Here is a 14,632-nt window from a genome sequence, read left to right on the forward strand (position 1 = left end):
GACTTTTCGTCGATGGACGGTACCGCCCCGTCCGGGGACAATGCGCTGCCTGCCGATGCACCGCGCCCCGCCCTGCCGGGGCAGCGAGAGCACGGCGTCCCCCCACGACGGAGCGCCCCATGACCCAGCCGCACGACGCCTTTGCCATTCCCACGCCACTGGGCGCACCGTTGCCCAAGCCAACCGTTTTCGTGAACGTCGAGGACGAACGCGCCGACCGCAAGCTTCGCCTTGCCGTCGCCTTCCGGATCTTCGCGCGCTTCGGGCTGGCCGAAGGCATCGCCGGTCACATCACCGTGCGCGATCCCGAGTTCCATGACCGTTTCTGGGTCAATCGTTACGCGCAGCACTTCTCGTCGATTCATCCGGACGACCTGATTCTGGTCGACGAGGCGGGCGGCCTGCATCATGGCGACGGCCCGGTCAACGCCGCCGCAATGGCCATCCATGCCGGCATCCACGCCACCCTGCCCCATGTGACGGCGGCCGCCCACACCCACACGACCCACGGACGCGCCTTCTCGGCCCGCACGCGCGCGCTCGCACCGATCAATCAGGAAGCGTGCCTCTTCTACGACGACCACGTGCTGTTTCGCGGCGACGTGCTCGTCCTCGGCGCCGACGAAGGGCGCCGCATCGCCCAGGCGCTGGGCCACAAGCGCGCCGCCGTGTTGCTGAATCACGGATTGCTGACGGTCGGCTCGTCGGTCGATGCGGCAGCGTATCGCTTCCTCGCGATGGAACGCTGCGCGCAAGTCCAGTTGCTTGCCGAAGCGGCGGGACCGCTCGAAGTGCTCTCCGACGCCGAAGCCCGCGAAGTGTTCCGCCTGCTGGGTTCGGACTACGTCGCGTGGCTCGGTTATCAGGGCCTTTACGAGCAGGTACTGCGCGAGTGCCCCGAGTTGATGGCGCCCTCGGCGCCCTCGGCGCGCTCGGCACGATAGCGCTCGACGGCCTGACGCAGCCACGCATCGAACTGACGCAACGGCGCCCAGTCAGCGCGTTGCGCCGGGTAGGAGAAGTAGATCGTCTGCGGATTGGCGAGCGTGTGCGCATGAGCCTGCACCAACGCACCGCTGGCGAGTTCGCGCTCGATCAACACGCGCGGCAACACGGCCACACCGAGCCCCGCGACGGCCGCGTTGATCGCCATGATGAACATGTCGTAGCGTTGCGGACTGCGCTGCGGGCGGATCTCGGACGCTTGCGTCGTGCCCAGCGAAGCAAGCCAGTCGTCCCACACGCGCGGCAGATCGCGCGGGCAAATCCAGGACAATGCGGCGATCCGGTCCAGTGACAGCGAAGGCTCGCCGTCGAGCAGACGGGGGGCCGCGACCAGCGTCAGCGTGTCGTCGGTAATGAGTGCGGTACCGGGCATGCCGGGCCACAGGCGGGTGCTGAAGTAGATCGTGGCGTCGAACGCGGAGTCGTCGAAGAACACCGGCTGGTCGCGACCGAGAATATGCAGCCGAACGTCGCGCGTGCTGGCGTAGAAATCATCGAGCCGGGGGATCAGCCACTGCGCGGCAAACGTCACGCCGACAGCAATCTCAAGCTCCGTCTCCCGGCCCTGCTGCACCACGTCGAGCGTGTCGCGGCGAATCTGGTCGAGGTGCACGCGAATCCGCTTGGCGTACTCCGCGCCGGCCGACGTCAGGACGAGCCGCTGCTTCACGCGCTCGAACAGTGCCACACCCAAATGCTTTTCCAGCTCACCCACACGTTTGCACACCGCGCCGTGGGTGAGCGCCAGCTCTTGTGCAGCCTGCGCGAAGTTCTGGTGACGGGCGCTGGCCTCAAAGGCCTGCAACGCCGAGAGGCTGGGGACGCCCAGTCGCATGTTGGCTCCTGCGGGAATTCGATCTTGCCCGACAGTCTATGCGATGCGTCCCCGGCAATTCAAATCACCGCCGCACGGCAACGCACTTACTCGACGTGCGCCACACCGCCCGCGAGCACGGCACCGCCGGCCACTTCCTTCGGCAACGCCCACGACATCCAGTGGGTGCGCAGCGCCACGACCAGCACGAACGCCAGCGCCGCCAGGCCGCCAAACGTGGCGAAGCCCATCTGATAGCTGCCCGTCGATTCCTTCGCGATGCCCATGATCACCGGCAGATAGAAGCCGCCGATGCCACCCGCCGCGCCGATGATGCCCGACATGAGGCCCGTCTTGCCTTGCCAGCGTTGCGGCACCAGCTGGAAGGTCGCGCCGTTGCCAAGGCCGAAGCACAGATAGACGAGCACCAGCAGTGCGATACCGGCCCCTTGCGGCGGCATCCACGCGGCGAACACGAAGTCGATGACGGAAATGGCCGCGAGCAGCAGTACGAGCGCGCGCACGCCCGAAATCCGGTCGGCAACGAGGCCGCCGATGGGGCGCACCAGCGCGCCGAGGAATGCGAGCAGCGACATGAAGAGACCCGCCTCGATACGCGGCATGCCATACAGCGAGATGAGCAGCGTGGTGACGTAGGAGGACATGCCGACGAACCCGCCGAACGTGATGCTGTAGACCAGCATGATGACCCACGTATCGCGCTCGGCCAGCACGCCACGGTAGTGGCGCGGCAGCACGGCGATGGCAAGCAGCGCGCCAAGCACCGGCAACAGCAACACACCGGCCTTGCCCTCGCCGAACGCCCCGGCGTGCACGCACAGCACGAGTGCAATCAGACCGAACACCGTGATGACGAAGCTCGTGAACGCACGCGGGGCGCTACCCGACTTCACCCCCTGATCCTTCGCCCAGAACACCAGCGCGAGCGCCGCCAGGGCGAGCAGCGGCAGTGCGGCGCCTGCGGCACGCGCCCAGCCGAAGTGCTCCGCCAGGCCCGGAAACATGAAGCCGTCGAGCACCGCACCGACGTTACCGGCGGCGGCCAGCCCGAGCACCAGCCCCTGCACCTTGGGCGGATAGTTGCTGCCCGCCATCGGCAGGGCCACGGCGAAGCTGGCGCCTCCGATGCCGAGGAACACCCCCAGCACGAGCAGCAGCGTGTACGACGGCGTGCCCGGCACGAGCAGCAGCACCACCGACGGAATCGCGGAGAGCACGAGTCCCATCAACGCAATCTTCCGTCCATCGTAGGCCTGATACAGATTGCCCAGCGTGACGCGCAGAATCGCAGCGCCGAGCACCGGCACCGCCACCAGGAAGCCCGTTTGCGCAGGCGTCATGGCGATGTCGCGGCCGATGAACGGCGCCAGCGGACCGAGCATCACCCAGACGGTGAAGCCGGTGTCGAAGTAGAGAAAACACGCAACCAGCGCGCGCCAGTTGCCACTTTTCAACGATTGCGTGAGCGTGCTCATGGATACCCTCGTGTTCGTTTGCCGAAAAAAAGCGTCCCGAAGCCGTAAGCCTGTGAACAGGTCTATGGCTTCGGGACGCCGTTGCCCCGAATTCCCCGTGTCTTGCACGGGTCATGCATGCGGTGCAGAAAGTTCGCTTGTCTTCACTCGGCCGCCTTTGGCCTTATGCAATCGTTAGCAATTGGCGTGCCATGCACGCGCACGCATCGGGCAAAAACACACCGCATGTCCAGCACACGTGGGTTTGGCGTCTTTCGGCGGCAAGTCGCGCGGGCGCCGCCCTTACCTCGCCAAGTGACGGAAGGGCCGATTCCGGCCGACGTCGTGATTCGGCAACGGGCACCGTGCCGCATCGCGATGCGGCGGCGCACCATTAACGTGCGCCGGAATGCCAACCGCGCCCGGCGATCGTGGATAATCGAAACGTCCACGGCTCGCTTCCCACTCGCCTCCATGAACGCCAAGCTCTTTCCGCATCTGGTGCGCTTCCACCCGCGTTTGCTGATCGCCATTGCCATCGGCATCATCGTCGGGCTCTTCGTCCAGGTGGCGGTGAGCGGCGAATTCAGCCCGGTGACGCGTATGTTGATCGGCTGGAACGCACTCGCGTGGTCGTATCTCGCGATGATCTGGACGATGATGGTGACCTCGCCCAAGCGCAGCATCGAGCGCTTCGCCGAGCAGGAGGATCAGAGCGGCGCCCTTGTGCTTACCGTGGTCAGTCTGTCGGCCATCGCCAGCGTGGTGGCGATCATTCACATTCTCGCGAGCGCCAAGTCCGGCGGCTCGCATCACACCTCCGAACACGTACTGTTCGCCGCCGCCACACTCATCGCCGGCTGGTTCCTGGTGCCGACGATCTACACGCTGCATTACGCGCGCCTGTACTTCACCGACACCGAAACGCCCTACGCGCTCGGCTGGCCCGACCGCGATTGCGATCCGGACTACTGGGATTTCCTGTACTTCTCGTTCACCATCGCGGTGGCCTCGCAAACCGCCGACGTCTCGCTGAAATCGCGCCGCATGCGACGCGCCACCCTCGCGCAAGCGATCCTCTCGTTCTTCTTCAATCTGGCCGTGCTGGGCCTGTCGATCAACATCGGCGCCGGTCTGCTCAGTTGACAGGCCGCACCGTGCCCCTGCCCGTGCGTGACATGACGTCGCACCAGCTACGGACATAAACTCCTTAAAAAACATACAAGTAATACAGAGCAGCATCTGGAGCAACGGCGCGTCAATGCGCCGCGTGCGACGACTTGTCACGCGTATTGCATTACACAATTCCCTAATATGCACACAAACACGTGGTGTTTTTCGATTATGAATAACATACAAAACAGGGTTTATTTCCATACATAGGGCACAACATGACTGCCATGCCTTCCTTTCCGGATGCTCTCGACCTCGCCCGCCTGCAATTCGCGTTCACGATCTCGTTCCACATCATCTTTCCCGCACTCTCCATCGGCTTGGCGAGTTTCATTGCCGTTCTCGAAGGCCTTTGGCTGAAGACCCGCCAGCAACACTATCTCGACCTTTGCCGCTTCTGGTCGAAGGCGTTCGCCGTGTGTTTCGGCATGGGCGTGGTCTCGGGCGTTGTGATGGCGTATCAGTTCGGCACGAACTGGTCGGGCTTCTCGAGCTTCGCCGGCGCAGTCACCGGACCGCTGCTGACCTACGAAGTGATGACGGCATTCTTCCTCGAAGCCGGCTTCCTCGGGATCATGCTGTTCGGCTGGAATCGCGTGAGCCCTCGTGCGCACTTCGCCGCCACGCTCTGTGTCGCCATCGGCACGCTGATCTCGACGTTCTGGATTCTTGCCTCGAATAGCTGGATGCAAACGCCGCAGGGCTTCGAGATCGTCGATGGCCGCGTGGTCGTGCTCTCGTGGTGGGATGTAATCTTCAACCCGTCCTTCCCCTATCGTCTCGCCCATATGAGCATTGCCGCGTTCGTGGTCGCGGCGCTCGTGGTGGCCGGCACCGGGGCATGGCATCTGTTGCGCGGACGCCGCGACCCGGCCGTCAAGACCATGTTCTCGATGGCGATGTGGCTGTTGCTGATCTTCGCACCGCTGCAGGCCTTCGTCGGCGATTTGCACGGGTTGAACACGCGCGAACATCAACCCGCGAAGCTCGCCGCGATGGAGGGACTCTGGGAGACGAAGTCCGGCGGCACGCCGCTGAATCTCTTCGGCTGGCCCGACATGGACGCCGAGACCACGCGCTACGCGCTCGAAATCCCGCATCTGGGCAGCCTGATCCTCACGCACAGCTGGGACGGCGAAATTCGTGGCCTGAAGGAATTTCCGAAAGACCAACGCCCCAACGTGCCGCTCGTGTTCTGGAGTTTCCGCGTAATGGTCGGTCTCGGCATGGCGATGATCGCCGCCGCCATTGCGGCCTTGTGGATGCGCCGCCGCGGCACGCTGTTCACCTCGCGCGGCTTCGCCCGCACGATGCTCCTGCTCTCGCCGACCGGATTCATCGCGTTGCTCGCGGGCTGGGTCACCACCGAAGCCGGACGCCAGCCCTGGATCGTGTACGGCGTGATGCGCACCGCGCACGCAATGTCGCCGGTGAGCGCACAGCAAGTCCAGGTCTCGCTGTTCGTGCTGGTGATCGCGTACTTCCTCGTGTTCGGCACCGGCGTCTATTACCTGCTGAAGATTCTGCGCGGCGGCCCGGTGTTGCCCGGAGACGGCGCGCATCTGCCGCAGGCCGTACCGGCGGCACCCGCACTCTCCGGATTGTCGGGGCGACTGGACACCGACACGGCGCATGCGCGCTGATCGCCGCGCGCCCCCATCGACTGACATCGACCTTAGCGAGACTTACTCATGGACCTGACCATCGCCTGGGCCGCCATCATCGCGCTCGGCCTGTTTCTCTACGTGGTGCTCGACGGCTTCGACCTCGGCATCGGCATCCTCTTCCCGTTCTTCCCCGACGCGCGCGAGCGCGACACGATGATGAACTCCGTCGCCCCCGTGTGGGACGGCAACGAAACATGGCTCGTGCTTGGCGGCGCGGGCCTGCTGGCAGCGTTCCCGATGGTCTATTCGGTGCTGCTCTCCGCACTGTATCTGCCGCTCGTGCTCATGCTCGTGTGTCTGATTTTCCGCGGCGTCGCTTTCGAGATTCGCGGCAAGTCACGCCGTACGCGTCAGTGGTGGGATCTCGCGTTCATTGGCGGCTCCGCCGGCGCAACGTTCTTCCAGGGCGTGGCGCTCGGCGCTTATCTCTCCGGCATTCCGGTGGAGAACGGGCAGTTCGCGGGCGATGCTTTCGCGTGGGTCACCGCGTTCAACCTGTTCACCGGGCTGGGCCTGCTCGTGACCTATGCGTTGCTCGGCACATGCTGGCTGATCGGCAAGACGGAGGGCGATCTGCAACGTCGGCTGCGCGTGCTCGCCTGGCCGCTGACGCTCGCACTGGTGGCAACCATGGCCATCGTCTCGCTGTGGACCCCGCTGCGCGTGCCGCTGGTCGCGGAGCGCTGGTTCGGCGGCGAATGGTTCTGGCGTTGTCTGCCGGTGCCGTTCCTCGTGGCAGGCGTCGCATTCGTCATGCGTCGCGTGCTGCACCGCGCGCACGACGCCACGCCATTCTGGCTCGCCATCGGTCTTGTATTCCTCGGCTACAGCGGGCTGCTCGTCAGCGCGTACCCGTATGCGATTCTGCCGGGCATCACGCTGTGGGACGCCGCCGCACCGCACTCGAGCCTGTCGTTCACGATGTGGGGCGCGGCCTTCATCATTCCTGTGATCCTCGCCTACACGATGCTGGCGTACTGGGTCTTTCGCGGCAAGGTGGCTCACGATGCGCACTATCACTGATCTGGTACGTCCCGGCGTTCGCCGTCAACGCGAGCGGCTCGCACCGCGCGTCGGCTGGCGGTTGACGATGGTGCGCTGGGGTTGGTTCGTCGCACTGTGGTGCGCGGGTGTGGCGGGCACGGCGCTGCTTGCACTACCATTCAAACTCATCATTGCATCTGCCAAATAGGAGGCATGCTCATGAATCGGCTTTCATCTTCTGCATTGGCGGCCCTCGCCATGACCTTTGCGGCAAGCGTCGCGCACGCCGAGGGCATGAGCGTGTCGTCGAGCGCGTTCGCCGACAACGGCCTGCTGCCCGCTGTCCATGCCGGGTTGGGCGATTGCGGCGGCAAGAACGAGAGCCCGCCCATTGCGTGGAAGAACCTGCCGCAAGCCACGCGCAGCGTGGTCATCACCATGAAGGACCCTGACGGGGCCAAGGGTGGCGGCGTCGTGCACTGGGTGGCGTACAACATTCCGGCAAGCGTCACGTCGCTGGCTGCAGGTGCAGGCAATGAAACCGGCGACGGCATCACCGTCGGCAAGAACGTGAGTGGCGCCATGGCCTATCGCGGTGCCTGTCCGCCGGTCGGCGATTCGCCGCATCACTACATCATTACCGTGACGGCGACCGATCTCGAACCGGGCCGCCTGCCGCCGGGACTCGATGCTGCCGGGCTGGCCGTCGCCCTCGCCGGTCACACGCTCAACGGCTCGACTATCGTGGCCCGCTACGGGCGGTAATACGGGCGGTAATGCGGGCGGCAAGTCCGACGGGGTTCGCGCGACGGCTGCGTCCCCTCATGAAAAAAGCGCCGGCGGGAGATTCCCGTCGGCGCTTTTTTGTTGCGGCTCGCCAGCAAGCGGCGCCGCGCGAAGGTGCGATTACTTGTCGCGGGCGAGCGCGAGAAACTCCGTGCGCAGGGCCAGATTCGGCTGCAGCTCGCCGAGCATGGCCGACGTCACCGTCTCTTCGCCGGCGGTGCGAATGCCGCGGCTTTCCATGCACATGTGACGGCACGACACGACCACGCCCACGGCCTTGGGCTGGAGGTGCGTCATGAGCGCCTCGGCAACCTGGGTCGTCAGACGCTCCTGCACTTGCAGGCGGCGCGCGAAGCAGTCGACCAGACGCGTGAGCTTGGACAACCCGACGATCTTGCCGTTGGGCAGATAGCCGATGGTCGCCTTGCCGAAGAACGGCGCGAGGTGATGCTCGCAATGGCTGTAGACAGGGATACCGCGCACGACGATCAGTTCGTTGTATTGCTCGGCACCGTCTTCGAAGACCTTGAGGACCTCGGCCGGGTCCTGATCGTAGCCAGCGGTCCATTGACGCCATGCTTTCTGCACGCGGGCCGGCGTTTCGTGAAGGCCGGGGCGGTCCGGATCTTCGCCGATGTGTTTGAGGAATCGCTTCCAGTCGTGTTCGTCGAACGTGTCGTGAGACATATCAATCAAGCTCCTTGCATGAGGTCCGGTACGCTGCGCCGCTACCGCTCGCGCGCCCCGTGCGCCGCCGGACATGTGCGCACAATAGCAGAGAGTCCCCCAGTGCGCATGGATGCCCCCACGGGGCGGAAGGTGCCTGGAGGCCCGAGCCACGCCTGTGGCAAGGACGCGGCCGGCTGTGACGTGTCGCCGCAGGCCAACGCCGCCGATTGCCGCACCCGACGCTTTTGCGCTAAGGTGGCAGCGGACAACCGCTACGCACGAGGCGCGTCATGCCGGCCATACCCCGCATGTGCACTAACCCGAGCCCCAACGCGATTCCCCCGATCCCTCACCGGGCCCTCACGACCCTGAAGGCACTCATCACGCTCGCCGCGCTTGCACTGCTTGCGGGCTGCGGCGACCGTGGCCCCAAGCCGTGGCAAGGCTACGTCGAAGGCGAGTTCGTCAACGTCGCCTCGTCGCAGGCCGGCACCTTGCAAACGCTGTCCGTCACGCGCGGCCAGCAGGTGAAGACCGGCGATGCCCTCTTCGACCTCGAATCGACCTACGAACTGGCCAATCAGGCGCACGCGCGCGAATCGCTCGCCAGCGCGCAGGCCCAATTGCGTGACCTCCAGACAGGCAAGCGCCCGGACGAGATTGCCGTCTCCGACGCGCAACTGAAGCAAGCCATCGCCGCACGCGACAAGTCGGTCGCCCAGTTCGACCGCGACCAGGCGCAATACGCGGCCGGGGGCATTTCGCGCGAGCAGCTCGAGGCCAGCCGCGCCGACGCCCGAAGTACCACCGCACACGTGCAGGAGTTGCAAAGCAGTCTTGCCGTGGCGCGTCTGCCCGGCCGGGATGCGCAACGTCAGGCGCAGGCCGCACAAGTCGATGTCGCACGCGCGTCGCTCGCGCAAGCCGACTGGCAACTCGCGCAGAAGCACCCCGTGGCGGGCGCCGCCGGACGCGTCTTCGACACGATGTTCCGCGTCGGCGAATGGGTACCTGCGGGCAGCCCCGTCGTGCGGCTGCTACCGCCCGGCAACATCAAGGTGCGATTCTTCGTGTCGCAGTCGACGTTGGGCGAACTGCAGGCCGGACAAGCGGTGCACATCGCGTGCGACGGGTGCGGTGCCGGTGTCGACGCCCGCATCACGTTCGTCTCCAATCAGGCCGAGTACACGCCCCCGGTCATCTACAGCAACGACACGCGCGACAAGCTCGTGTTCATGATCGAAGCCCACCCCGCGCCGGCAGACGCCGCGAAACTCAACCCGGGGCAGCCGGTCCAGGTGAGTCGTCGATGAGCGGCCAGACGACATCCGGCGTCGCACCGTCGGCCAATCGCCGGGACGGCGGTGGCTCGGGAGATAGCTCGGGAGATAGTTCGGGAGATAGCGCGCTGGCCATCGACGTGAGCGGCCTGAACAAGCATTTCGGCGACAAGCACGTCGTGAAGGACGTGTCGCTTCAGGTGCGGCGCGGCGAGATCTTCGGCTTTCTCGGCCCGAACGGCAGCGGCAAGACGACCTGCATCCGGATGATGTGCGGCCTGCTCACCCCGGACGCGGGCAGTGGCACGTGCCTCGGCTTCGACATCGTGCGCGAGAGCGCGCAGATCAAGCGGCATGTCGGCTACATGACGCAGCGCTTTTCGTACTGGGAAGATCTGACGATTCGCGAGAATCTCGATTTCGTGGCCCGCGTGTACGGCATGCAGAACCGTCGCGAGGCGGTCGATCGTGCCATCGAAGGGCTGGGTCTCAAGGCGCGGGCCAAACAGCTGACCGGTTCGCTCTCGGGCGGGTGGAAGCAGCGTCTCGCGCTCGCCGCCTGCATGCTGCACGAGCCACAGGTGCTGCTGCTCGACGAACCGACGGCCGGCGTCGACCCGACCGCCCGGCGCGACTTCTGGGAAGAACTGCACGAACTCGCCGCACGCGGCATCTCGGTGCTCGTCAGCACCCATTACATGGACGAAGCCGAGCGCTGCCACAAGCTCGCCTACATCTCCTACGGCGAATTGCTCGCGCAAGGCACCGCCGCCGAAGTCATCGAGAGCCAGCATCTGTCGACGTGGACGGTACACGGCGAGAATCTCGTCGATCTCGCCCGCGAGTTGCGCGAACAACCCGCCGTCGCCCAGACGGTGGCGTTCGGCAGCGCGCTGCACGTGAGCGGACAGGACGGCGAGGCGTTGGGACAACTGCTGCATCGCATCGCCGACGAGCGCCGGCTGACGGTTGCGCCCATCGATACGAGTCTCGAAGACGTCTTCATCTATCTGATGAGCCACGCCAAGGACAACTTCGGAGAGGGCGCATGAGTGCGCCACTGGGGTTCTCCATCGCCCGATGGTGGAGCATCGTGTGCAAGGAGTTCCTGCAACTGCGACGCGATCGCGTGACGTTTGCGATGATCGTGGGCGTGCCGCTCGTGCAACTCACCCTCTTCGGCTTCGCCATCAACACCGATCCGAAGCACATGCCCACCGCCGCGCTCATTCAGGATCACAGCGAGTTCACGCGCAGCTTCGTGGCCGCGATGGAGCATTCCGAGTACTTCCGCTTCACGGAGACACTCGATAGCGAAGACGCCGGACGCACCGCACTCGCGCAAGGCCGCGTGCTGTTCGTGCTCAACATTCCGGCCGACTTCACGCGCCGTCTGCTGCGCGGCGAGCGCCCGGCGGTGCTCATCGAAGCCGACGCCACCGACCCGATGGCGATGGCCTCGGCGCTGGGTGCGCTGCCGGCCATTGCGCAGTCGGTCGAACAGAAGGACCTGACCGGGCCGCTCGCCTCGCTGGCCGGCGGACAAAGTGCGTTCGACGTGCAGGTGCACCGCATGTACAACGCCGAAGGCATTACGCAATACAACATCATTCCGGGCCTCATGGGCGTGATCCTGACCATGACGCTCGCCATGATGACGGGGCTGGCCATCGTGCGAGAGCGCGAACGCGGCACGATGGAAAACCTGCTCGCCACGCCGGTACTGCCGATCGAAGTCATGACCGGCAAGATCGTGCCGTACATCGCCATCGGATTGATTCAGGCGACGATCATCCTGATCGCCGCACGCTTCGTATTTCACGTGCCCTTCGAAGGCAGCGTGATCGCCATCTACCTCTCGGCGCTGGTCTTTATCGCAGCGAACCTGACCGTCGGTATCGCGCTCTCGTCGTTCGCGCAGAACCAGTTGCAGGCCATGCAACTCACGGTGTTCTACTTCCTGCCGAACATGCTGCTCTCGGGGTTCATGTTCCCGTTCGGCGGCATGCCCGCCTGGGCGCAGGCGATCGGCAACCTGCTGCCGCTCACGTACTTCAACCGGCTCATTCGCGGCATTCTGCTCAAGGGCAACGGCTGGGGCGACGCCTGGCACGACCTGTGGCCGCTGCTCGTGTTCTCCGCCGTGCTGATGGCCGTGGCCGTGAAGTTCTACAAACGAACGCTCGACTGAGGCCATCATGCGCGTCGAACCTCGTCCGTCATTGCACTCTCTGCGCCGCCCGTTCGCCCGGGCGTGCCTCATGGCATTGAGTGCGACGCTGGCCGCCTGCGCAGTCGGCCCCGACTTCCAGACACCGACCGCACCGACAGTCGGCCAATACACGAGTGGCGGCCAGCCGTCGGACACCGTTGCAGCGGGGGACGTGGGCACGCCGCAAGGCGCCGCGCAAACCTTTGTGCCCGATGTCGATGTCCCCGCCCAATGGTGGACACGCTTCGGTTCACCCGCGCTGGACGCGCTCGTCGCCCAGGCGCTCGCGGACAGCCCGACATTGCGGCAAGCCGAAGCGAAGCTGCGACAAGCCCAGGAAGACTATCGCGCGCAGGCGGGGGCGCGTCTGCTGCCGTCGGCGGACCTGAAGCTTTCGGGCACGCGCGAGCAGGTCGATCTGGCGTCGTTCGGCATTACCAGCGTGCCGAGTCCCGGGCCATTCACGCTGTACAACGCCAGCGTGGATATCTCGTACACGCTCGACGTGTTCGGCGGCAATCGTCGCGCACTGGAAGGTCTTGCCGCACAAGTCGACTACCAGCGCTTCGAACTCGAGGCCGCCCGGCTGTCGCTTGCGGGCAACGTGGTGACTGCGGCATTGCGTCAGGCCAGCGCCCGCGCCCAACGCGCCGCGCTCGAAGGCATGCTCGCCGCACAACGCGCCCAGCTCGACATCACGCAAGCCCGCGAACGCGCGGGCGGTGTGGCCGTGCTCGACGTGCAGAACCAGGCCGCGCTCGTGGCCCAGACCGAGGCGCAGTTGCCGGCGCTGCGCTTGCAGATCGCCCAGTACGACCATCAACTCGCCCGGTGGATCGGACAGCCCCCCGGCGCGTTCACATCGCCCGTCATCGATCTGTCGACGCTCCAGTTGCCGCAATCGGTGCCCGTCTCGCTGCCTTCGACGCTGGCCCAGCGGCGCCCCGACATTCGCGCGTCGGAAGCGCTGCTGCACAAGGCCAGCGCCGACGTCGGCGTGGCCACCGCCAATCTCTATCCGCAGTTCACGCTTTCCGGCAGCTTCGGCACGCAGCGCATGCGCACCGCGGATCTCGGCAACGGCATCAATATCTGGAATATCGGCATGAACCTGCTGCAGCCGCTCTTTCGCGGCGGCGAGTTGCGCGCGCAACGCCGCTCGGCGGTCGCGGCCTACGACGCCGCGCTGGCGTCGTATCAGGACACGGTGTTGCTCGGCCTCGCACAGGTCGCCGATGCCATGCGCGCGCTCGATGCCGACGCCGGTACCCTCGCCGCACGCGCCGACGCCGCACAACGCGCCGAGGCCGCCTACCGGATTGCAAGCGATCGGTATCGCGCAGGCGGCATCAGCCACCTCGCGCTGCTCGACGCGCAACGCCAAGCCCTCGACGCCACCCGCGCCCGGCTCGACGCGCAAGGTGCCCGCCTCGCGGACACCGCTGCGCTGTGGCAAGCGCTGGGCGGCGCAGCGATCCCGGCCACGGAAACGTTGCCGGGCGATGGCGACAGTGCGCCTGCAACGTCTGCGACGCCACGCCCTATCCCGGCGACGCCTGCGAGCGTGCAGCGTCCGCCGCCTCGCTAAGACACTTCATCAACGTGGCGACCGGTGCCCGCTTGAGCGCCGACTGACGCACAAGCACGCCCAGCTCACGCACGAGCGGCGCGCCGCCGAGCGGCAGCACCTGCACGCCGCTCTTCGCCGTCTTCGATGCGTTCGCCTCAAGGGGAAGACCGATGAGCGTGGCGGGCACAATCGACCAGCCGAGCCGTGCGCGCACCATGCGAAGGATGACTTCCGGTTCGTCCAGCTCGACACCTTCGCGCACCCACAGCCGGTGACGTCGCAGATAGCGCTCGACGAGATCGCCGCCATACGAGCGGCGGTTGTAGCGCACGAACGGCAGCGAAGCCGCCCACTCGGCCACTGTCCCGCGCGTGCCCTTGGGCGCAATTGCCACGTACGGCTCCTGCATCAACGTGAGCCACTTCATGTCGGCCGGCACGCCGATGCGTGGCCGGATCATGACCGCCAGATCGAGTTCCTTGGCGTCGAGCTGGGCAAGCAACTGCACCGACATGCCAGGCACGATATTCAGGTGCGGCATCGGGCCGAGCGCCGTCCAGCGCTGCACGGCGCCCGGCAGCAACCCCAGTTGCACCGTGAGAATCGCCCCGACATGAATCGGGGCCAGCGCCGCCTGCGCGTCGCGTGCGCCCGCTTCGCCGCGCATGGCCTGATAGCCCGCGATCACGCCCTGCGCCTGCGCGAGGAGGCGGCGGCCATCGTCGGAAAGCGACACGGCGCGTCCCGTGCGTTCGAACAGTTGTACACCGAGGTCGTCTTCCAGACGCTGGATCTGCGCGCTGACGGCCGACTGCGTCAGCCCGAGGCGCGCCCCCGCCGCCGAGAACGAAGCGGTTTCGGCTGCCGTGACGAAGGTTTTGAGGTATCGGATCATCTATCAAAAATTTTGTGCCTGAGCCGCCGAATTATTCGTTTTTGATTATTTTTATCGATGGATAGAATTTACCCCAAAACCATCGCGGACGCCGTCATGCCG

General features: G+C 65.7%; 14 protein-coding genes. 10 read left to right on the top strand and 4 right to left on the bottom strand.

The genetic code is table 11. The annotated features are described in order from the left end of the window. Nucleotides 1-119: 119 nt before the first annotated feature. A complete protein-coding gene (locus tag ABWO90_RS16855; RefSeq protein WP_353192376.1) occupies nt 120-944 on the top strand; it encodes a class II aldolase/adducin family protein in 825 nt (274 codons plus the stop codon). Here ABWO90_RS16855 and ABWO90_RS16860 read toward each other — a convergent pair. Both ABWO90_RS16860 and ABWO90_RS16865 read right to left on the bottom strand, forming a co-directional pair. After that, nucleotides 872-1,840: a LysR substrate-binding domain-containing protein gene (locus tag ABWO90_RS16860; protein ID WP_353192377.1), complete on the bottom strand. Its 969-nt coding sequence runs from the start codon at nt 1,838-1,840 to the stop codon at nt 872-874. The genes ABWO90_RS16855 and ABWO90_RS16860 overlap by 73 nt on opposite strands. An 86-nt stretch (nt 1,841-1,926) precedes the next feature. After that, entirely contained in the window at nt 1,927-3,315 is a 1,389-nt protein-coding gene (locus tag ABWO90_RS16865; RefSeq protein ID WP_353192378.1) for an MFS transporter, read from the bottom strand. Nucleotides 3,316-3,768: 453 nt separating this feature from the next. Here ABWO90_RS16865 and ABWO90_RS16870 point away from each other — a divergent pair, with 453 nt between their 5' ends. From ABWO90_RS16870 to ABWO90_RS16890, 5 genes are all read left to right on the top strand, one after another. Next, entirely contained in the window at nt 3,769-4,440 is a 672-nt protein-coding gene (locus tag ABWO90_RS16870; protein ID WP_353192379.1) for a DUF1345 domain-containing protein, read from the top strand. Nucleotides 4,441-4,694: 254 nt separating this feature from the next. Then, entirely contained in the window at nt 4,695-6,110 is a 1,416-nt protein-coding gene (locus ABWO90_RS16875; RefSeq protein ID WP_353192380.1) for a cytochrome ubiquinol oxidase subunit I, read from the top strand. A 48-nt stretch (nt 6,111-6,158) separates the two neighbouring features. Next, nucleotides 6,159-7,157 carry a cytochrome d ubiquinol oxidase subunit II gene (gene cydB, locus ABWO90_RS16880; RefSeq protein ID WP_353192381.1) on the top strand — a complete coding sequence of 333 codons (999 nt, stop codon included), beginning with the start codon at nt 6,159-6,161 and terminating at the stop codon, nt 7,155-7,157. After that, complete coding sequence (locus ABWO90_RS16885; protein WP_353192382.1) at nt 7,141-7,326, top strand: hypothetical protein; 186 nt, start codon at nt 7,141-7,143, stop codon at nt 7,324-7,326. Before cydB ends, ABWO90_RS16885 begins: the two co-directional genes overlap by 17 nt. Before the next feature lie 11 nt (nt 7,327-7,337). Then, nucleotides 7,338-7,883, top strand: a complete 546-nt coding sequence (locus ABWO90_RS16890; RefSeq protein WP_353192383.1) for a YbhB/YbcL family Raf kinase inhibitor-like protein — start codon at nt 7,338-7,340, stop codon at nt 7,881-7,883. Between the two features lie 141 nt (nt 7,884-8,024). Here ABWO90_RS16890 and folE read toward each other — a convergent pair whose 3' ends face one another. After that, entirely contained in the window at nt 8,025-8,591 is a 567-nt protein-coding gene (folE, locus tag ABWO90_RS16895) for a GTP cyclohydrolase I FolE (protein ID WP_353192384.1), read from the bottom strand. Between the two features lie 290 nt (nt 8,592-8,881). On the opposite strand from folE, the gene ABWO90_RS16900 reads away from it, so the two are divergent. From ABWO90_RS16900 to ABWO90_RS16915, 4 genes are all read left to right on the top strand, one after another. Next, the gene (locus ABWO90_RS16900; RefSeq protein ID WP_353192385.1) at nt 8,882-9,886 is read left to right on the top strand and encodes an HlyD family secretion protein; all 1,005 of its coding nucleotides are present in this window, start codon (nt 8,882-8,884) and stop codon (nt 9,884-9,886) included. Next, complete coding sequence (locus ABWO90_RS16905) at nt 9,883-10,905, top strand: ABC transporter ATP-binding protein (RefSeq protein WP_353192386.1); 1,023 nt, start codon at nt 9,883-9,885, stop codon at nt 10,903-10,905. The genes ABWO90_RS16900 and ABWO90_RS16905 overlap by 4 nt, the downstream gene beginning before the upstream one ends. Beyond that, nucleotides 10,902-12,044, top strand: a complete 1,143-nt coding sequence (locus ABWO90_RS16910) for an ABC transporter permease (RefSeq protein ID WP_353192387.1) — start codon at nt 10,902-10,904, stop codon at nt 12,042-12,044. Before ABWO90_RS16905 ends, ABWO90_RS16910 begins: the two co-directional genes overlap by 4 nt. A gap of 70 nt (nt 12,045-12,114) precedes the next feature. After that, nucleotides 12,115-13,653, top strand: coding sequence for an efflux transporter outer membrane subunit (locus ABWO90_RS16915; protein WP_353192388.1), 1,539 nt, complete (start codon nt 12,115-12,117; stop codon nt 13,651-13,653). Here ABWO90_RS16915 and ABWO90_RS16920 read toward each other — a convergent pair. Further along, complete coding sequence (locus tag ABWO90_RS16920) at nt 13,607-14,530, bottom strand: LysR family transcriptional regulator (protein WP_353192389.1); 924 nt, start codon at nt 14,528-14,530, stop codon at nt 13,607-13,609. The two genes, ABWO90_RS16915 and ABWO90_RS16920, sit on opposite strands and share 47 nt — an antisense overlap. Nucleotides 14,531-14,632: the final 102 nt, after the last annotated feature.

Source organism: Pandoraea pnomenusa (assembly GCF_040391475.1).
GTDB lineage: Bacteria > Pseudomonadota > Gammaproteobacteria > Burkholderiales > Burkholderiaceae > Pandoraea > Pandoraea pnomenusa_C.